At 66.7% G+C, this 18,405-nt stretch carries 19 protein-coding genes; 18 read left to right on the top strand and 1 reads right to left on the bottom strand.

The window, feature by feature from the left end:
* Positions 1-12 precede the first annotated feature (12 nt).
* From VHAB30_RS07495 to VHAB30_RS07460, 8 genes are all read left to right on the top strand, one after another.
* Entirely contained in the window at positions 13-1,623 is a 1,611-nt protein-coding gene (locus VHAB30_RS07495) for an ABC transporter substrate-binding protein (protein WP_159276405.1), read from the top strand.
* Positions 1,624-1,638: 15 nt separating this feature from the next.
* A complete protein-coding gene (locus VHAB30_RS07490) occupies positions 1,639-2,583 on the top strand; it encodes an ABC transporter permease (RefSeq protein ID WP_062473187.1) in 945 nt (314 codons plus the stop codon).
* Positions 2,580-3,395 (top strand): ABC transporter permease, encoded by an 816-nt coding sequence (locus tag VHAB30_RS07485; RefSeq protein ID WP_159271486.1) that lies wholly within the window; start codon positions 2,580-2,582, stop codon positions 3,393-3,395. Before VHAB30_RS07490 ends, VHAB30_RS07485 begins: the two co-directional genes overlap by 4 nt.
* Positions 3,392-5,053, top strand: a complete 1,662-nt coding sequence (locus VHAB30_RS07480) for an ABC transporter ATP-binding protein (RefSeq protein WP_159276403.1) — start codon at positions 3,392-3,394, stop codon at positions 5,051-5,053. The genes VHAB30_RS07485 and VHAB30_RS07480 overlap by 4 nt, the downstream gene beginning before the upstream one ends.
* Positions 5,050-6,039 (top strand): alpha/beta hydrolase fold domain-containing protein, encoded by a 990-nt coding sequence (locus tag VHAB30_RS07475; protein WP_216850701.1) that lies wholly within the window; start codon positions 5,050-5,052, stop codon positions 6,037-6,039. Before VHAB30_RS07480 ends, VHAB30_RS07475 begins: the two co-directional genes overlap by 4 nt.
* Before the next feature lie 10 nt (positions 6,040-6,049).
* The gene (locus VHAB30_RS07470) at positions 6,050-6,679 is read left to right on the top strand and encodes an FMN-binding negative transcriptional regulator (protein ID WP_159276401.1); all 630 of its coding nucleotides are present in this window, start codon (positions 6,050-6,052) and stop codon (positions 6,677-6,679) included.
* A gap of 23 nt (positions 6,680-6,702) precedes the next feature.
* Positions 6,703-8,424 carry a hypothetical protein gene (locus VHAB30_RS07465; protein WP_235926501.1) on the top strand — a complete coding sequence of 574 codons (1,722 nt, stop codon included), beginning with the start codon at positions 6,703-6,705 and terminating at the stop codon, positions 8,422-8,424.
* A gap of 439 nt (positions 8,425-8,863) precedes the next feature.
* Complete coding sequence (locus VHAB30_RS07460; RefSeq protein WP_159276399.1) at positions 8,864-10,069, top strand: NHL domain-containing protein; 1,206 nt, start codon at positions 8,864-8,866, stop codon at positions 10,067-10,069.
* 101 nt (positions 10,070-10,170) lie between these two features.
* Here the strand turns inward: VHAB30_RS07460 and ilvB are convergent, their stop codons facing one another.
* The gene (gene ilvB / locus VHAB30_RS07455; protein ID WP_159276397.1) at positions 10,171-11,958 is read right to left on the bottom strand and encodes a biosynthetic-type acetolactate synthase large subunit; all 1,788 of its coding nucleotides are present in this window, start codon (positions 11,956-11,958) and stop codon (positions 10,171-10,173) included.
* A 65-nt stretch (positions 11,959-12,023) separates the two neighbouring features.
* Between ilvB and VHAB30_RS07450 the strand changes: the two genes are divergently transcribed.
* The 10 genes from VHAB30_RS07450 to VHAB30_RS07405 all read left to right on the top strand — a co-directional run bounded on the left by VHAB30_RS07450 (position 12,024) and on the right by VHAB30_RS07405 (position 18,398).
* Positions 12,024-12,518 carry an Lrp/AsnC family transcriptional regulator gene (locus VHAB30_RS07450; RefSeq protein WP_174250212.1) on the top strand — a complete coding sequence of 165 codons (495 nt, stop codon included), beginning with the start codon at positions 12,024-12,026 and terminating at the stop codon, positions 12,516-12,518.
* A gap of 77 nt (positions 12,519-12,595) precedes the next feature.
* The gene (locus VHAB30_RS07445; RefSeq protein ID WP_159276395.1) at positions 12,596-13,123 is read left to right on the top strand and encodes an AAA family ATPase; all 528 of its coding nucleotides are present in this window, start codon (positions 12,596-12,598) and stop codon (positions 13,121-13,123) included.
* Between the two features lie 4 nt (positions 13,124-13,127).
* Entirely contained in the window at positions 13,128-13,451 is a 324-nt protein-coding gene (locus VHAB30_RS07440) for a hypothetical protein (RefSeq protein ID WP_159276393.1), read from the top strand.
* Positions 13,452-13,471: 20 nt separating this feature from the next.
* A complete protein-coding gene (locus VHAB30_RS07435) occupies positions 13,472-13,921 on the top strand; it encodes a GNAT family N-acetyltransferase (protein ID WP_159276391.1) in 450 nt (149 codons plus the stop codon).
* 66 nt (positions 13,922-13,987) lie between these two features.
* Complete coding sequence (locus VHAB30_RS07430) at positions 13,988-14,497, top strand: GNAT family N-acetyltransferase (protein ID WP_235926831.1); 510 nt, start codon at positions 13,988-13,990, stop codon at positions 14,495-14,497.
* Positions 14,498-14,620: 123 nt separating this feature from the next.
* Positions 14,621-14,869 carry a DUF1272 domain-containing protein gene (locus tag VHAB30_RS07425; RefSeq protein ID WP_159276386.1) on the top strand — a complete coding sequence of 83 codons (249 nt, stop codon included), beginning with the start codon at positions 14,621-14,623 and terminating at the stop codon, positions 14,867-14,869.
* A 133-nt stretch (positions 14,870-15,002) separates the two neighbouring features.
* Positions 15,003-15,320: a hypothetical protein gene (locus VHAB30_RS07420; protein WP_159276384.1), complete on the top strand. Its 318-nt coding sequence runs from the start codon at positions 15,003-15,005 to the stop codon at positions 15,318-15,320.
* 728 nt (positions 15,321-16,048) lie between these two features.
* Positions 16,049-16,456: a hypothetical protein gene (locus VHAB30_RS07415; protein ID WP_159276382.1), complete on the top strand. Its 408-nt coding sequence runs from the start codon at positions 16,049-16,051 to the stop codon at positions 16,454-16,456.
* A gap of 118 nt (positions 16,457-16,574) precedes the next feature.
* Positions 16,575-17,327, top strand: coding sequence for a class I SAM-dependent methyltransferase (locus VHAB30_RS07410; RefSeq protein WP_159276380.1), 753 nt, complete (start codon positions 16,575-16,577; stop codon positions 17,325-17,327).
* Positions 17,328-17,981: 654 nt separating this feature from the next.
* Complete coding sequence (locus tag VHAB30_RS07405; protein ID WP_159276378.1) at positions 17,982-18,398, top strand: VOC family protein; 417 nt, start codon at positions 17,982-17,984, stop codon at positions 18,396-18,398.
* Positions 18,399-18,405 lie beyond the last annotated feature (7 nt).

The following is an 18,405-nucleotide window of genomic DNA, read 5'->3' as shown; positions in this document are numbered from 1 at the left end:
AGGAGTGTTGCCATGAACCTGCCCACGCCCCCGTCCCTCCCTCCCGCTGCGCGCGCCGCTGCCGCACTGGCCCTCGGTCTCGGCCTCGCCGCCAGCGCGGCCTTTGCCCAGGCCCCGGCCCCGGCCGGTGCCGGCCAGACGATGCGGATCCAGATCAACTCCGACATCCGCTCCACCGACCCCGGCGGCAACCGCGACGACAACACCGACAACGTGCTCATCCACGTCGTCGAAGGCCTGGTCGCGCTGCGCGAAGACACCTCGGTCGGCCCGATGCTCGCGAGCAAGGTCGACACCTCAGCCGACGGCCTGACCTACACCTTCACCCTGCGCGACAGCGTGAAGTTCCAGAACGGCGCGGTGCTCACGGCCGACGACGTGGTGTGGAGCTGGCAGCGCTACCTCAAGCCCACCAGCGGCTGGCGCTGCCTGCCCGAGTTCGACGGCAAGGGCATGACCAAGGTGCTCGCGGTGGAAGCGCCCACGCCGAAGACCGTGGTGTTCAAGATCGAGCGCCCGAGCGCGCTGTTTCTCACGATGATGGCGCGCCCCGACTGCGGCGGCGCCGCCATCGTGCACCGCAGCTCGCTGGGCGCCGACGGCCAGTGGAAGGAGCCCGTGGGCACCGGCCCCTACAAGATCAAGGAGTGGAAGCGCGGCCAGTACATCGAGCTCACGCGCTTCGACGGCTACAGCTCGCGCCCCGAGGCGCGCGACGGCCTCACGGGCGGCAAGAAGGCCGAGATCGAGAACCTGCGCTTCGTCGTCATTCCCGACTCGGCCGCAGCCAAGGCGGCGCTGTACAGCGGCGGCATCGACGCCTTCATCAGCCCCAGCCCCGCCGACGTGGTCGAGATGCGCGGGCGCAGCGACGTGCGCGTCGACACCACGCCGGTGATGACCATGGTGGCGCTGCTGCTGCAGACCACCGACCCGCTGCTGAAAGACGTGCGCGTCCGCCGTGCGCTGGCACTGGCGCTGGACACGCCCGAGATCGCCAAGTCGGTCACCGAGGGCCTGTCGGCCGTCAACAACTCGGTCGTGCCTTCGTCCAGCCCGTTCTACAGCGCCGTGCAGGCCGGCGGCTACAAGCGCGACATCGCCGGCGCGAAGAAGCTGCTGGCCGAAGCCGGCTACCGCGGCCAGTCGATCAAGCTCGTCGCCAACAAGCGCTACGAGGCGCTGTACTCGGCCGCCGTGCTGGTGCAGGCCATGGCCTCCGAGGCCGGCATCAACATCGAACTCGAAGTGCTCGACTGGGCCACGCAGCTCGACCGCTACACCAAGGGCCAGTACCAGAGCATGGCCTTCATCTACTCGGCACGCATCGACCCCTCGCTCAACTACGAGATGGTGTCCGGCGACAAGGCCGCGCAGCCGCGCAAGGTGTGGGACAGCGCCGCCGCGCAGACCCGGCTCACCGAGAGCATGGTCTCGCGTGACAAGGCGCGCCGCCAGGTGCTGTTCGACGAGCTGCACAAGCAGATGCTGCAGGACGTGCCGATGGTCGTGCTCTTCAACGCCAGCGACGCCACCGCCATGCGCAAGAGCGTGGCCGGCTTCAAGGGCTGGGCGCCGGCCAAGCCGCGGTTCTGGAACGTCCGGCTCGACGCGCGCGGCTGACGGGGCGCCGCCGCCATGCTTGCCTACCTCTTGCGCCGGATCGCCATGACGGTCCCGACGCTGCTGCTGGTGTCGATTGCCGTCTTCACGCTCATGCGGCTGATTCCGGGCGACCCGGTGCAGCTCATGCTCGGCGAAGGCGCCGACCCCGCGCAGCTCGAACTCGCCCGCCAGCAGATGGGGCTGGACCAGCCCCTGGTCACCCAGTACGTCGTGTGGCTGCGCCACGCGCTCACCGGCGACCTGGGCGTGTCGACCACCAACGGCCTGGCCGTGCTGCCGCTGATCTGGGAGCGCTTTCATGTGAGCGCCGTGATCGTGCTCACCGCCGTGGCGCTGGCCTCGCTGATCGCCGTGCCCGCCGGCCTCGTCGCCGCCTGGCGCAAGGACCGGCCGACCGACCTCGCCATCATCGGCGCGGCCACGCTGATGCTGTCGGTGCCGAGCTTCTGGCTCGGCCTGCTGCTGCTGATGTTCTTCGGCCAGTACCTGCACTGGCTGCCGGTGGTGGGCTACGTCCCCATGTCGGAAGACTTCTCGCAGGGCCTGCTCTACGTGATTCTGCCGATCGTCACGCTGGTGCTGGTCGAGACCGGCGTGCTCACGCGCATGTCGCGCGCCAGCACCATCGAGGTGCTGCGGCTCGAGTACGTGACGCACGCGCGCGCCAAGGGCGTGCCCGAGTCGCAGGTGCTGCGCCGCCACGTGCTGCCCAACGCCTTCAACCCCACGCTCACCATGATCGGCCTCATCCTGGGCCATCTGCTGAGCGGCATCGCGGTGCTCGAAACGGTGTTCACCCTGCCCGGCCTGGGCCGCCTGATGATCGATTCGATCTTCGCGCGCGACTACCCGGTGCTGCAGGGCTGCCTGCTGTTCACGGCCTGCATCTACGTGGTCATCAACCTGATCGTGGACATGTGCTATCCCCTCTTCGATCCCCGGGTGTCGGTGCAGTGAAAAAGATCAAGACCCATACCCTCGTGGGCGGCGTGCTCATCGGCGTGCTGCTGGTCCTGGCGCTGGTGGCCGCGCTGTGGACGCCCTACAACCCGCTGGGCATCGACCTGCGCGGCAAGCTGCAGCCGCCCTCGATGGCGCACTGGCTGGGCACCGACGAGTTCGGGCGCGACGTGGCCAGCCGCGCCATGCGCGCGGCCTCCACCAGCTGCCTCATCGCGCTGCTCACGGTGGCGCTGGCCACCGCTGTCGGCCTCGTGGTGGGCGTGCTTGCCGGCTTCGTGCGCGGCTGGACCGACCGCGTGCTCATGGCCTTCAACGACACGCTGCTGGCCTTTCCGGGCCTGCTGCTGGCGCTGGGCGTGATGGTGATCGTGGGCGCCAACCAGTGGGGCATCGTGCTCGCACTGAGCATGGCCTACGCGCCCTCGGTGGTGCGCGTGGTGCGCGGCACCGTGCTGTCGCTGCGCGAGCGCGAGTACGTCGAGGCCTCGCGCATGATCGGCAACGGCGAGATCTACACCATGTGGCGCCACATCCTGCCCAACTGCGTGGCGCCCGTCGCCGTGCTGGCCACCAGCATGTTCGGCTGGGTGCTGCTGTCGGAAAGCGCCCTGAGCTTCCTCGGCCTGGGCGTGCCGCCGCCCGCGCCCACCTGGGGCAACATGCTCTCCAGCGCCCGCCCCTACATGGCCTCGGCCGTGTGGCTGTGCCTGGTGCCGGGCCTGTGCATCGCGCTCACGCTGCTGGGCATCAACCTCCTGGGCGAATCGCTGCGCGACCGGCTCGACCCGCGCACGGAGAAGTCATGACCCATCCCTCTACTTCCGCAGCGCCCGTGCTCTCGGTGCGGCACCTGAAGATCGACCTGCACGGCGGCGCCCAGACGCTGGTGCACGACCTCTCGTTCGACGTGCGCCCCGGCGAGTTCCTTGCCGTGGTGGGCGAATCGGGCAGTGGCAAGACCATGGCCGCGCGCGCCATCCTGCAGCTGCTGCCGCCCGGCATCGCGCAAAGCGGCGGGCAGATCGTGTTCGACGGCGAAGACCTGAGCACCCGCGACGTGAAGGCCATGCGCCCCATCCGCGGGCCCGGCATCGGCATGGTGTTCCAGGAGCCGATGGTCTCGCTCAACCCGGTGCACCGCATCGGCGAGCAGATGGCCGAGGGCCTACGCATGCACACGAAGCTGTCGGCCTCGGAGATTCGCGCACGCTGTCTCGACATGCTGCGCCGCGTGCAGATCGCCGACCCCGAGCGCTGCCTGCACGCCTACCCGCACGAGTTCTCGGGCGGCATGCGCCAGCGCATCATGCTGGCCAGCGTGATGCTGCTCAAACCGCGCCTGCTGATCGCCGACGAGCCCACCACCGCGCTGGACACGCTGAGCCAGCGCGAAGTGCTCGACCTCATGGTCGGACTCGCGAAAGACCAGGGCACGGCCGTGCTGCTCATCACGCACAACCTCGGGCTGGTCGGGCGCTATGCGAAGCGCGCCATCGTGCTGGAGAAAGGCAAGCTCGTGGAGACGGGCGACGTGCCCGCCATCCTCGTCGACCCGAAGCAGCCCTACACCCGCAAGCTGGTCGACGCCCTGCCGCGCCGCCAGGCCGCGAAGCCGGCCCCGGCCGCGGCGCAGCAGCCGCTGGTGCAGGTGCGCGGCCTGTGCGTGAGCTACCCCGGCCCACGCGCGGGCTTCTTCAAGCGCCATGCGCCGGTGCAGGTCATCGACCGGCTCGACCTGGACATCCACCCCGGCGAGATGGTCGCGCTGGTGGGCGGCAGCGGCTCGGGCAAGACCACGCTGGGCCGCGCCATCCTGCGGCTCGCGCCGTCGCACGCGGGGCAGATCCTGTTTCGCGGCGACGACGTGCGCAGCGCCGACCGCGCCGCGCTGCACCGCTTCCGGCTCGCCTGCCAGCTGGTGTTCCAGGACCCGTTCTCGTCGCTCGACCCGCGCATGCGCGTGCAGGAAATCGTGGCCGAGCCGCTGCGCCACCTGCCCGCGCTCGATGCCGCCGCGCGTGTGAAGCGTGTGCACGAGACGCTCGACGAAGTCGGCCTGGACGGCCTGGGCGCGCGCTACCCGCACGAGCTCTCGGGCGGCCAGCGCCAGCGCGTGGCGATTGCACGCGCCCTGGTGCGCCGGCCGGCCTTCGTGGTGGCCGACGAGCCCGTGTCCGCGCTCGACATGACCATCCAGGCGCAGGTGCTGCGCCTGTTCCAGAGCCTGCAGGCCCACCACGGCTTTGCGTGCCTGTTCATCAGCCACGACCTCGCGGCCGTCGAGCAGATCGCCGACCGCGTCGTCGTGATGGAGCGCGGCCGCATCGTCGAGCAAGGCCCGCGCGACGCCGTGTTCGACCGGCCGAGCCATGCCTACACGCAGGCGCTGCTGGCGGCCACGCCTCGGCCGCTTGCGTCGCTGGCCGAACCCGTCCTTCGCCCTCCCGAGAAAGTGTTTGCGTGACTGCCAACCCCTTGCCCGCCACCTGGCTGAACCCCACCGCCCCGCCCCCGCTCGATCCGCAGATCGTCGAGTTCATGCGCCTCATGGCGGCCGAGGGCGGCCGCTACCCGAAGCGCCACACCATCCCGATCGCCGAGGGCCGCGCCAACGCCGAGAAGGTGCGCGCGCCGTGGACCGAAGGCGGCCCGGCGATGGCACGCGCGGTCGAACAGCAGGTGCCCACGCGCCACGGCAACGTGCGCATCCGCGTGCACTACCCGCAGCACCGCAGGCTGCAGGGCGCGCTGGTCTACATCCACGGCGGCGGCTTCGTGCTGTTCAGCCTCGACACCCACGACCGCGTGATGCGCGAGTACGCGGGCCGCGCGGGCATCGCCGTCATCGGCATCGATTACACGCGGGCACCCGAGGCACAGTTTCCGCAGCCGCATGATGAGTGCGTCGACGTGATGCGCTGGCTCGCGGCGAACGCGGGCACGCTCGACATCGACCCCGCGCAGCTCTTCATCGGCGGCGACTCGGCGGGCGCGAATCTGTCGGCGGGTGCCTGCCTCGTGCTGCGCGACGCAGGCGAGGCGCTGCCGCTGGGCATGCTGCTGAACTACGGCGCCTACAGCACCGAGCTGTACCGCGAGTCGGTGGTGCGCTACGGCGCGGGTGAGTACGGCCTGTCGCTGCACATGATGGTGTGGTTCTACGGCCTGTACCTGCGCCGGCCCGAAGACTTTCGCGACCCGCGCCTGGCCAGCCTCACGGCGCGGCTCGAAGGCCTGCCGCCCGCGTGCCTCGCAATCACCGAGTGCGACCCGCTGCACGACGACAGCGTGCTCATGGCCGCGCGCCTGCGCGAAGCCGGCGTGGCCGTGACCGACGTGCTCTACCCAGGCACGATCCACGGCTTTCTCGAAGCTGTGTCGATCGCCGACGTGGCCGGCCGCGCCTTCGACGACGCCGCCCGCTGGATGCACACGCTGGCCGCGCGCTGAAACCCTCGCCATGTACACGCCCAAGCCGTACATCGAGAACGACCTCGCGACGCTGCACGCCGGCATCCGCGCATGGAGCTTCGGCACGCTCATCACCGTGGGGCCCTCCGGCGCCAGCGCCACGCACCTGCCCTTCCTGCTCGATGCACAAGACGACGGCCCCGGCCTGCTCACCACGCACCTGTCGAAGAAGAACCCGCAGTTCGACGAACTGCGTGCGGGCGCCGAAGTGCTCGCCATCTTCCAGGGCCCGCATGCCTTCGTCACGCCCAGCTGGTACGTGAGGCAGAGCACCTTCCCGACCTGGAACTACACCGCGATCCACGCGCGCGGCACGCCCCGCGTGATCGAGGAACGCATGGCCATCCATGCCGTGCTGCGCCGCACCGTCGCGCTGTACGACACGCCGCTGGGCGGCAACTGGGACTTCGACGCCATGCCCTTCGACTTCGTGGCGCCGCGCCTGGACATGATCGCGGCGGTCGAGGTTCCGGTGCGCGTGCTCGAAGGCAAGTTCAAGCTCAACCAGGACCGCTCGGAAGACGACCGCAAGGGCGTGATCGCCGCGCTGGAGCGGCTGGGCGATCCGCAGGGCGTGGCCGTGGCCGGGCTCATGCGACAGCAGATGCTGGCGAGCTGATTCGCGGCGGCACAATCGTCCGCGTGCCACGCCTACTTCACCTTCTGACCGCCGGCCTCGCGCTCGCATCCTCCTTCGCCCACGCAGCCGACCCGGTACTGCTCGTCACCTCGCCCGTCGCGCTGCAGGCCGCCGAGAAAGCCGGCGCCGGTTTCGGCCGCTGGTTCGACGTGCCCTCTGCCGCCAGCGGCATCGCCACCAACCAGGCGCTCGCACGCTCGCCCGCCTGGCAATCGATCGCCGACCCGCTGAAGACCAGCCTCGCCGCCCTGCAACGCCGCGACCCGCAGGCCGGCGTCGGCATTGCGCGCTACCCGCACCGGATCTTCGACGCACGCTGGCTCGCCAGCCCCGACGCTTTCTTCGAACTGGTCGGCGTGGCCAACCGCATGGACCGCCGCCCCTTCCAGCCCGGCGCCTGCGGCGAGACGCGGCTCGTGTACCGGCTCGCCTATCGCTCGGCCGCAATGCAATCGCGCCTGCCGATGACCGTCGCCGTCGAGCTGCGCGGCGATGCGCCCGATGCCGACGGCAGCTGCGCCAGCGCCGCGCGGCGCTGGCAACCACCACAGGCATCGATGAAGGACGAAGCCCTCGGCCGCTGGCTCGTGTCCGCCGACGGCCCGCTCGCGCCGCCGCGGCTCGCGCAGGCCCGCATCGCGCAGGTGACGACCAACCTGCAGAGCGTGCGCTGGCCCTCGGCCGTGCGGCCCGACCTCGGCGGCCATGCCGAGTACCTGCTGCGCGCCTTCCGCTGGAACGCGGGCACGCAGCGCTTCGACGCGGGTCCGCTCGAGAACACCCCCGACGTCGCGAAGCTCAAGGCCGATGCCCCGCTGCGCAAGGCGCTGCTGCAATGGCTGCAGCAGCCCGACACGCTGCGCGCGCTCGACAGCGCCACCGTGCGCATCCCCGATCGCTTCCTGGCGACCGAGTCGGTCTCGGTTGCGCCGCGCGGCCTCGAGCGCCTGGCGAACCGCCCCTTCGAACAGCTGTTCGCACCCGGCGACTGGCAGCCCGTGCCCGGCAGCCGCACGCTGCAGTCACCGCAGGCCGTGCTGCGCCGGCTCGACGACCTGAGCTGCGCGGGCTGCCACCAGAGCCGCGCGGTCGCGGGCTTTCACCTGCTGGGCGTGGACCGGCGCGGCGCCTCGCGCACCTTCACGACCGGCAACGCGCTCGCGCTGCCGCACTCGCCACACCTGCAGGATGAACTGGCGCGGCGCGAGCGCTATGTGAAGGCCGCGCTGACGACACCCCTGCCCGACGCATTCCGCCCGCTGGCCTCGCCGGACGACGCGAACGCCGCGCCCGACAAAGCCACCGTCGGCGCCAGCTGCGAGCCCACGCGCATCACCGCCTCGGCCGACCCGTGGCGCGACCGCGCGCAGAAGCTGCCGCGCACCGCCGCCACGACCTGCGAAGGCGCGGATTCGGCCTGCGAGAAAACCTCGGTCGGCTTCCCCGGCGGCATGTGCTCGGGTCGCTGCGATCCGAAAGACCCGAACGGCACCTGCGGCGGCATCGCCATCCTCAGCGACTTCAACCAGTGCCTGGCAGCCAAGCAACCCTTCGGCGATTGCCTGAGCAAGCACACGCGGCCCGGCAACCTGCGCAGCTGCTCGGCACAACAGCCTTGCCGCGAGGACTACATCTGCGCGCAAGCCGAAGGCCAGCCCGAAGGACGCGGGGCGTGCATTCCGCCCTACTTCCTCTTCCAGATGCGGGTGGACGGGCACTCGTGAAGGGGGCTCCCGCAGGGCTCCCGAATGAATGACTCCCTCTCCCGCTTGCGGGAGAGCGTTGGGGTGAAGGTGAGCAGCGATGAAGGCCGCGCGATGTTGTCAGGTCCCCTGGCTGGCGGACCAGGGAGCCATTGCTGGCGCCAGATGAGAGGGCCGACCGCGAAAAATACCAAGTTCTGGGGATATCTGCAGACACTCTTTTTAACAATGATTGACATTTGGAAACCCCCTGCACGCCCGTCGACAGGGGGCTTCTTTTTGTTGAGTCCTACAACCATAAAGAGGGGTCAAGATGCTTTTCAGTCAAGCAAGTTCGGTCGCGCGAATCGGCGCCGTGGCCGGTGCGGTCATGTTGGTGGCATCGTGCGGCGGGGGTGGAGGTGGCGGTGCTTTTCTGCCGATGGTCGCACCGCCCCCTCCGGCGACAGTGCCGCCCGTCGTGAAGCATTCCATCGGCGGCACGGTCACCGGCCTTGAAGGCCGCCTGGTGCTGCAAAACAATGCCGGCGACGACCTCCAGCTGTCGGCCGATGGCAAGTTCACCTTTGCAACGACCCTGGTCGAGGGCTCGGACTACAAGGTCAGCATCCGTACGCAACCCCTGTGGCAGGTCTGTACCGTCACCAAGGGCACCGGCAAGGCCTCGGCCGACGTGAGCGACGTGACGGTGGCCTGCTCGGCCGCCGCCGCCAAGGTCGAGACGTTCGCCGGCGGCACCCCGGGCGCCGCCGACGGCAAGGGTACGGCCGCATCGTTCTTGCTGCCTTACGGCATCGCCCTCACCAAGGATGGTGGTCTGCTCATCGGTGACTGGGGAAACAATTTCGTGCGCAAGATTTCGCCCGAGGCCGACGTCATTACGATTGCCGGCGACGGCCCCAACCCACCGTTCGTAGACCTCGCCAGCCTCACCGTGGATGCGACCGACACCGCCTTCGTCGCGGACGCCAAAGGCCATCGAATCTTCAGGGTCACGCCGACGGGCGATGTGAGCCCGGTGGCGGGCAATGGCACGAAGACCACGACCGATGGCAACGGAACCGGCGCCACTTTCAACGCGCCCACGTCGGTGGCCGTGGATGCTGCCGGCAATCTGTACGTTCTGGAGTATGACGGCGGCGTCGTTCGCAAGATCGACCCGGCCCTCAATGTCACCACACTTGCCGGCAGCAGCCCGCGGGGCTTTGCCGATGGCACGGGACCCGCCGCGAAATTCGGGCGCGGCTACAACATTGCCATCGATGCGTCAGGCAACCTCTACGTCGCCGACTCCGAGAACCATCGAATTCGCAAGATCACCCCCGCCGGGGTGGTCACGACACTTGCAGGGACGGGGACGCCCGGCGCCACCGATGGCCCCGGCAACTCCGCGACTTTCTCCAATCCCCGCGGCGTCACTGTCGACGCGGACGGCAATGTCTACGTGGCCGATTTCGGGAACAGCCTGTTGCGCAGGATCACACCGGCAGGGGTGGTCTCCACGCTCGCCGGCCAAAAGGGTACTCCGGGTAGCCAAGACGGCATCGGCGATGCTGCCATGTTCAATAAGCCGCAAGGGCTCACGATCAATGCAGCGGGCACGCTGTATGTCGCCGACACCTTCGGCAATGTGATCCGCAAGGTCACGCCGGTTCGGGCGCCCTGAGGCGCGCTGCGGCGACGTGCGCCGAGCGCGTCGCCGCGTCAGCCGCCGTCTGCGGCGGTGAGCGGCGATGGAGGCCGCCCGATGTTGTCAGGCCCCAGCCCTCACTCCCCCTCGTACCACCTGTCCTTCGCCAGCATCACCCGGTGGTGCCCGCACCCCGACGGCATCATCGGGAAGCAGTTCTCCTGCGCCGCCACCTGCACGTCGAGAAAGAACGGTCCCTTGCTCGCCAGGCATTCGGCCAGCGCGTCTTCCAGCTCGGCCGGGTCTGACACCCGCCGCGCCCCCCAGCCGAAGGCCTTGGCCAACGCCACGAAATCAGGCAGCGCCTCGTTCCAGCTGTGGCTCAGGCGGTTGCCGTGGTTCAGCTCCTGCCACTGGCGCACCATGCCCATGTAGCCGTTGTTGCTCAGCACCAGCTTCACCGCAGTGCCGTGCTGCATCGCCGTCGACAGCTCCTGGATGTTCATCAGCACCGACGCGTCGCCGCTCACGCACACCGTGAGCGCATCGGGGTGGCCGATCTGCGCGCCGATGGCCGCGGGCAGCCCGTAGCCCATGGTGCCGGCGCCGCCCGAAGTGAGCCAGTGGCGCGGGCTGTCGAAGCGCAGATACTGCGCGGCCCACATCTGGTGCTGGCCCACATCGGTCGAGACGATCGCGTCGCGGCCCGCGATGGCCCGCTGCAGCGACGACATGAGCTGCTGCGGCAGGATTTCTTCGGTCGACGGTGTGAAGGCCAGGCAGTCTTCGGCACGCCAGCGCTCGATGCGCGCCCACCACGGCGCCAGCCGCTCGGGCGCAAACTCGTCGGGCAGCAGCCCCAACAGCGCTTCGACGATGGCGCCGCAGTCGCCCACCATCGGCACGTCGACGTGCACCACCTTGTTGATGCTGCCGGGGTCGATGTCGATGTGGATCTTGCGGGCATGCGGGCAGAACTCGTCGAGCTTGCCCGTCACGCGGTCGTCGAAACGCGCGCCCACGCACACCACCAGGTCGGCCTCGTGCATCGCCAGGTTGGCTTCGAGCATGCCGTGCATGCCCAGCATGCCGACGAACTTCGGGTCGGACGCGGGGAACGCGCCCAGCCCCATCAGCGTGAGCGTGCACGGCGCATGCAGCCGGTGCACGAGTTGCGTGAACGCCTCGCAGGCCGCCGGCCCCGAGTTGATGAGCCCGCCGCCGCCGTAGAGCACCGGCCGGCGCGCGGTCGAGATCAGGTCGGCGGCGCGCTGCAGCATCGCCCGCGGCGGCAGCGGCGCGCGGCCCGTGCGCAGCGCACGCAGCGGCGCCGGTGCGGCGCCGTGCGTGAGGCGCATCAGCTGGATGTCCTTCGGCACGTCGAGCAGCACCGGACCGGGGCGGCCGGTGGTGGCGATGTCGAGCGCGCGGCGCACCAGCGCGGGCACGTCGTCGGCCGCGCGCACCTGACGGTTCCACTTGGTCACCGGGCGCGACATGCCCAGCGCGTCGCTCTCCTGGAAAGCCTGCGTGCCGATCACCGCCGTCGACACCTGCCCGCTGATGCACAGCACCGGCACCGAATCGCTCATCGCGTCGAGCAGCCCCGTGATCGTGTTGCCCACGCCCGGCCCCGAGGTGACCAGCACCACGCCCACGCGGCCCGTGCTGCGCGCATAGCCCTCGGCCGCATGCACCGCCGCCTGTTCGTGGCGCACCAGCACATGGCGCAGGCGGGGTTCGCCGTGCAACGCGTCGTACAGCGGCAGCGCCGCGCCGCCGGGGTAGCCGAAGATCGTGTCGACGCCGCACTCGACCAGCGTGTCGAGCAGCGCTTCGGCGCCGTTGCGCACGCGGGGTGGGGTCTCGGGCATGGCCGGCGAGAGGGAGGGCGAGGATGTGGGGGGAAGGTCGAGCAGTCGCATGCCGTCAATTCTTCCGCTATTGAGGCAGAATTTGCTTCTTTCTTTTGGCTGTTTAAGCTCGAAACATGAAAACCAATCGCCAAACATCGACAGACAACGAAGGATCTTTCGACAAGACCGATCTGGCGATCCTGCGGGTGCTGCTGCTCGACTCGCGCAAGACCCTGCAAGAGATCGGCAACGAGGTCGGCCTGTCGCCCACCAGCTGCTGGACGCGCATCAAGAAGCTCGAGGCCTCGGGCGTCATCAAGCGCTACACCGTCGACGTCGACCCGGCCAAGCTGGGCTACCACGATTCGGTGATCGTGCAGGTCACCCTCGAGAGCCACACCGACGAAACCCTGTACGACTTCGGCCGCACCCTCGCCACCATTCCCGAGATCCAGGAGGCCTACCTCGTGTCGGGCGACTACGACTACTACATCCGCATCGCCGTGCGCGACACGCGCGACTACGAGCGGCTGCTGCGCGAGAAGCTCTACAAGATTCCCGGCATTCGCCATAGCAAGTCGCACTTCGTGCTGCGGGTGCTGAAGGAGGCGACGGTGCCGCTGATCTGACGGGTCGACGGGCCCGCATGAACGAATGGTGGGTACGATCGCCGACGAACGGCCTTTCGCAGCCGCCATCCCCTTCCATGAGATCGACTTCGGAACCTCGAACCCTGATCGTCCTGAGCGGACTGCCCGGCACAGGCAAGACCACCATCGCGCGCGAACTCGTGGCGCGTGCCCCGTCGGTGTACCTGCGCATCGACGCCATCGAGCACGCACTGAAAACCGCAAGCGGGCGCGCTGACGACGTGGGCCCGGCGGGCTACGTCGTGGCCTACGCGCTGGCTCGGTCCAACCTTGCGCTCGGCATGTCCGTGGTTGCTGATTGCGTCAACCCGCTGTCGGTCACGCGTGAGGCGTGGCGGGCCGTGGCGACAGAGGTGTCGTCGCATCTGGTGGAGGTTGAGGTCGTGTGCTCAGACGTCGTTGAACATCGCAGGCGTGTGGAGAACCGGGAAGCCGACATGGCGGGCTTTGCGTTGCCGAGCTGGGAGGCTGTGCTTGGGCATGACTACGAGGCCTGGGGCACGAGCCGCCTGGTCATCGACTCGACATTGGTGAGTGCGAGCGAGGCGGCGGATCTGATCTGGCGGCGCATGCGTGAGCGGTAAATCGATGCGCTCCCGTTTCATCGACGCCTTCCTGGGCGCCATCGTGCTCGGCCCCTGGGCCGCGATGTTTGCGTATCTGGGCCTTGCACCGTTGGCCGCGTACTGGCTCGACGGCACCAAGCATCGCACGGGCTCCAGCCGCGGTTCTTCCTATTGGTGGAGCTTCCCAGACGCCGTGGCCGCGCAGTACCCGATGCTCACCTGGCTGCTCGAACTCAGGAGTCATGTCGTTGTGTGGAGCTGCCTGGCTGGGATGGTGATCGGGCCGGTGGTTGCGTGGATCATGAGCAGCCGCTTGAACCGCATGCGTCGCGGCATCCGGTGGTGAACCGGAACGAATGCCCATCCATGACCCCTACCTTGCGCACTGCCCTCGACTCGGATTTCGAATTTTCGTTCGATGCCAAGCGACAGGCGCTCGGCCCCTACGTGGCAGCGCGATGGGGATGGGATGACGATTTCCAGCGGAACCTGCACCAGAGCCGATGGCAGGAGCGCCCGTGGTCGGTCATCCTCAAGGGCGGCACACCGGTCGGCACGATCGCCACATGGGAGGTCGACGGTCACCGCCGCATCGGTGAGTTCTACGTCTTGCCGGATTTCCAGCGCGCCGGCATCGGTTCAGCGGTGCTTCGCCAGCTGCTGGCCCAAGCGGACCACGACAAACAGGCAGTGCGGCTGGAGCATCTGAAGTGGAACCCAGTTGGCGCGCTGTACGGGCGCCACGGGTTCGTTCACGAGAGCGCCAACGACACGCATTGCTTTCTGGTTCGCCACCCGATTGGCTCACATCGATGAAGCAGGCCGAGAGGAAGCGTTCGGCCCACACATAACCCTTAACCCGAAGGTGATGACTTGATCTCGGTGCAACCAGCACAACCCGACGAATGGAAGACCTATCGAGACCTGCGCCTGCGGGCCTTGCTCGACTCCCCGGACGCCTTCGGAAGCACGTACGAGGCGGAGGCCACGAGAACCGATGCGATGTGGTCCGCCCGCATTGCCGCGGCGACTTCGTCCGGGAAAGATCGCGTGCTTTTCGCGTTCAACCGCAACGACGCCTGCGGTCTCATCTGGTGCAAGTTGTCCAACGATGAGCCGGCTGTCGCCGACCTTTTCCAGATGTGGGTTGATCCTGCATCGCGAGGAATGGGAGCCGGTCGCGCTTTACTCGAAGCGGCGGTTTCCTGGGCTGCGCGCGCAGGGATGAAGCGCGTGGGCCTGGGTGTCACTGTCGCGGACACGCCCGCGATGCGCCTGTACATGGGGTGCGGCTTCCGCCCCGATGGCGCGTTGGAGCCGCTGCGGGAACACTCACCCCTGATGGTGCAGCCGATGAGCCTGGCACTCGGACCCGCCGGGCCGACAGCCTGACTATCGCGATGCCCGCACGCGGCCTCGTCGTGCGGCAACACGCGCCAGCCTCCCGTGCTCGCCATACATCGGCGAGCACACCTTCGCTTAAGCTCGACCGACTCAACTCTCTGAGGCTTCGCCATGCTCCAAATGCGCCCCGGGTGTGAATGCTGCAACCGAGACTTGCCGCCGGATTCAGCCGATGCCCGCATCTGTTCTTTCGAGTGGACGTTCTGCAGTGAGTGCGCGAGCCAACGCCTCGCAGGCACATGCCCGAACTGCGGCGGAGAGCTGGTCCCGCGCCCCTCGCGGCCAGCGGCCAAACTTGAAAAGTTTCCGGCTTCGACCACGCGAGTGTTCAAGCCTGAGGGGTGCGCGGCGGCATCGTGAAGAGCCCGTCGCCAGATCCGTCCCATCGACGACTTCTAGTGACCAAGAAGAGCGGAAGTTGATGGCTACGCTGCGAGGCCTTGCGAAACTGTTCGGCCGGAATCCCTCCCTCCAAGTTCGATCAGAGGAAACCATGAAATGGTCGCCGATTTCCGCTGTTGAGCTTGAAGCCTTGGTCGGACTCCAACTCTCGGAGTGCACACTGAGGGAACGCGAAATTTTTGCGCAGTACCGCATTCCATTTCGTCTAGCGGCTATCGAGCGCTCTGGTGAATTCGAGAGCGTCTTTGTTGTCGCGATGCACCGCAGCGTCGCCATGTACTTCGAGGATGTAGAAGAAGGATTCAACCTTTCTCCATTGCGCTCTGACGGTTCGATTGCTCGGCCTGGGTGGCAGCAGTGGAGCCTTCAAGAGGCACTTAATGGTCTTGTCTTTCTGCAGCCTGAATAGGATGGGATGCGGCCAACGGCGGACTTTCATCGAAGCTTCAGAATTTGGGCAGAAGCGCTCTATATTGCGGCATGCCCTATCGGATTCGATTGCCTGAAACGTACCTGTTGGTTCACTCAGCCAATACGCACAGCGGCTGCTGGACGGCAGAGGTTCTTCGCGCGTGTCACCGGGTTGGAATCGACTTGGAATCTATAGAGATCGTCGATGAGGAACAGGCCACAGCAGCGGGCGACCTTGCTAGCGTCGTCTTGAAGATCTGCGATCGGTTGTCTCCTGAAACCGGCCGGCGCCTGCCAGAAGAGATTCAAGCGGGCTGTCCGCAAGGCGTTTCGGCCAAGCTGATAAGGGCGGCCTCACCGGCGGATTTCTCCCTTGAATCTGGGGACATCTCCACTGCATATTTCAGGCGTGAGTTCGCAGTGGACAGCGACATGATCTTTCATACAACAAGCTGCGCAAGGCTTACACACCGTGCTACCGGTCGCAGCGTGCGCAGCACGGCGCATCGCTCGAGGGCTCTCAACTCCGAAGAGGCGCTCTTTCTCTTGGAGTCCCTTATGAGGAGCGGCGCCGAGGTGGCATAGTCGTCCGCTTTCGGCTAGATGCAAACTCACACGAACGCCTCCCAACTAACGACGCAAGATCTGAAACATGAACTACGTTTCCGCAGTGCTGAGAAAGTTGATCGAGACTTCGATGGTCCATGAACGCTCGAGATTTCATCTATGACGTTTGTTAAGCGCCGCTTTCAGCAAGACGACACAGCGCCTGCGGACTTGCAGGCACTAGGCGTTGAGGAAAGGCGACTGCCCACGGGGGCATGGGATTGGGCTGTCGATGAGGAAAGGGAAGCTTCTTTCACTCAGCTTCTCAGCGCCACGAGCGAAATGCGTGAAGGTGACTATTGGTATGCGCTCATCACAGTTCATTCGCTGGCCGTGATTCAGATCAACGCATGGTCATCAGTTCAGATCGGGGACCGACTTCATCTCAAGGCAAACTTTAGTCAGTTGCCGAGCAACCTCTCTAGCTCCGGGGAGGCCCAGTTCCGGGAGTTGGCTCATGAGGCAATGAAGATTCTTTCGGTGCGCTCAGACGGCCTACTCTTCGTCGACACCGCACATCGATCGTAGGTCTGCTCTGGGCGCATCGTCGGCCCTGGGTACGATGGCTCACATCGGCCAAGACCAGCCCTTCGACGGGCCGATCATTCGTAAACTCGCGATGCCCTTCACAGCCTGACGTCAAACGATGGACTTCTACGACGACCTCGCCCCGCTGTATCACCTGATGTTCCCCGACTGGAACCACAGCATCCGGCGGCAGGGCGAGCAGCTCGACAGCGTCATCCAATCAGAATGGCCCGGGCATCGCACGGTGCTCGACGTCTCCTGCGGCATCGGCACCCAGGCTCTTGCGCTTGCCGGGCGGGGCTACTCCGTCGTCGGGTCAGACCTGTCGAGCAGGGAAATCGAACGTGCTCGGCGCGAAGCGGACCTTCGCGGCTTGGCCGTCGACTTCAAGGTCGGAGACATGCGCACGGCCCACGAGGACCACGGTACTGGATATGACCTCGTCATTTCGTGCGACAACTCGGTCCCTCACCTGCTGACCGACGAAGACCTGCTGCTTGCGTTGCGCCAGTTCCTCGCATGCTTGCGCCCCGGCGGCGGGTGCGTCATCACGGTCAGGGACTACGACAAGGAAGAGCGCGGGACGAACCTGGTCAAGCACTATGGCGCGCGGGTTGAGGACGGCAAGCGGTACGTGCTGTTCCAGGTCTGGAATTTCGACGGCGACCACTACGACTTTTCCTTCTTCGTCGTCGAAGACGAGCTGGCCACCGGGCTGGTGAAGACCCATGTCATGCGCTCCAGGTACTACGCAATCTCAGTCGAACGTCTTTGCGAGCTGATGAGAGAGGCTGGCTTCGAGGACGTGAAGCGACTCGACGCCGCGTTCTATCAGCCCGTCTTGGTCGGAACCAAGCCTGTGACTGGGTAGCTTGCTTCCGCGGGCAGAATGCGGGCACTAGCAGACACCAGCCAACCATGAAGCTGCCCCGTATCTCCTGGAGATTTTTCGCACTTGCTGCGCTCGTAGGCGGTGCCCTTTTCAACGAAAAGGTTCTTTCAAGAAATCCAGATCTGGAGAGAAGGCTCGTTGGCTGTTGGGTCGGAACTTCAGGCAGTGACTCGGCTTTTCCCGGGTCGGTCGTGTTCAAGTTCGAGGCGGATGGGACATTCAAGGGGCGTGGCGTAGAGAGCCTGATCACCAACAGGAAGCTGTCTAAGGTCGTGAAGGCATCTGGCACTTGGAAAGTCCAAAGAAACAAGTGGACACTTAGGTACACCGAGTCGAACGGGTCTCTGCTATTTCCTCGGCCCGGAGCGGAGTGGAACTTCAAAGTTTTCGATGTGACCGATGACGCGTTGGACGCCAGAGGCTGGGGCGCGAATGGGCGAAGTTTTGGCCTGGGTCGAATCAATCCCAACTCCAATGAATGTGTTGGCGAAGCGGGGGTGTCAGCCTAGGCTAGCTCGCACTGCCTGAGCTTCTGCTTCAGCCCCTTTGCGCCGATACCGATCGCAAGCGGGCCAGGTTCGCACATGAGCGATGCATCGCCTTACCATCCCTGATTTTTTCCAATCGCGACCCATGCACCAATCACTCGGCCTCGTCTCCCTGGTGGTCCCCGACTACGACAAGGCGCTCGAATTCTTCGTCGGCACACTGGGCTTCGAACTCGTCGAAGATACGCCCGTGCCGGCGCAAGGAAAGCGCTGGGTCGTGGTCAAGCCTCAGGGTGGACAAGGGGCCTGCCTTCTCCTGGCGCAAGCGTCGGCGCCAGAGCAGCAACGCGCTGTCGGCGACCAAGCTGGCGGCCGTGTGTTCCTGTTCCTGTACACGGACGACTTCTGGCGCGACTACGAAAAGTACAAGGCCGCCGGCGTCGAATTCGTTCGCCCACCGGAGGAACAGCCGCACGGGATCGTGGCGGTGTTCAAGGACCTGTGCGGAAACATGTGGGACCTGATCCAGCCCAATGCCAGCAACAGGAGCTGGCAGCTGTAAGAATGCC

Source organism: Variovorax boronicumulans (assembly GCF_009811375.1).
GTDB lineage: Bacteria > Pseudomonadota > Gammaproteobacteria > Burkholderiales > Burkholderiaceae_C > Variovorax > Variovorax boronicumulans.
This window is presented reverse-complemented; position numbering and strand designations above follow the sequence as displayed.

Coding starts and splice junctions, on each gene's coding strand:
- VHAB30_RS07495 (WP_159276405.1), top strand. CDS start 13: ATGAACCTGCCCACGCCCCCGTCCCTCCCTCCCGCTGCGCGCGCCGCT.
- VHAB30_RS07490 (WP_062473187.1), top strand. CDS start 1,639: ATGCTTGCCTACCTCTTGCGCCGGATCGCCATGACGGTCCCGACGCTG.
- VHAB30_RS07480 (WP_159276403.1), top strand. CDS start 3,392: ATGACCCATCCCTCTACTTCCGCAGCGCCCGTGCTCTCGGTGCGGCAC.
- VHAB30_RS07470 (WP_159276401.1), top strand. CDS start 6,050: ATGTACACGCCCAAGCCGTACATCGAGAACGACCTCGCGACGCTGCAC.
- ilvB (WP_159276397.1), bottom strand. CDS start 11,958: ATGCGACTGCTCGACCTTCCCCCCACATCCTCGCCCTCCCTCTCGCCG.
- VHAB30_RS07450 (WP_174250212.1), top strand. CDS start 12,024: ATGAAAACCAATCGCCAAACATCGACAGACAACGAAGGATCTTTCGAC.
- VHAB30_RS07445 (WP_159276395.1), top strand. CDS start 12,596: ATGAGATCGACTTCGGAACCTCGAACCCTGATCGTCCTGAGCGGACTG.
- VHAB30_RS07440 (WP_159276393.1), top strand. CDS start 13,128: ATGCGCTCCCGTTTCATCGACGCCTTCCTGGGCGCCATCGTGCTCGGC.
- VHAB30_RS07435 (WP_159276391.1), top strand. CDS start 13,472: ATGACCCCTACCTTGCGCACTGCCCTCGACTCGGATTTCGAATTTTCG.
- VHAB30_RS07425 (WP_159276386.1), top strand. CDS start 14,621: ATGCTCCAAATGCGCCCCGGGTGTGAATGCTGCAACCGAGACTTGCCG.
- VHAB30_RS07420 (WP_159276384.1), top strand. CDS start 15,003: ATGAAATGGTCGCCGATTTCCGCTGTTGAGCTTGAAGCCTTGGTCGGA.
- VHAB30_RS07415 (WP_159276382.1), top strand. CDS start 16,049: ATGACGTTTGTTAAGCGCCGCTTTCAGCAAGACGACACAGCGCCTGCG.
- VHAB30_RS07410 (WP_159276380.1), top strand. CDS start 16,575: ATGGACTTCTACGACGACCTCGCCCCGCTGTATCACCTGATGTTCCCC.
- VHAB30_RS07405 (WP_159276378.1), top strand. CDS start 17,982: ATGCACCAATCACTCGGCCTCGTCTCCCTGGTGGTCCCCGACTACGAC.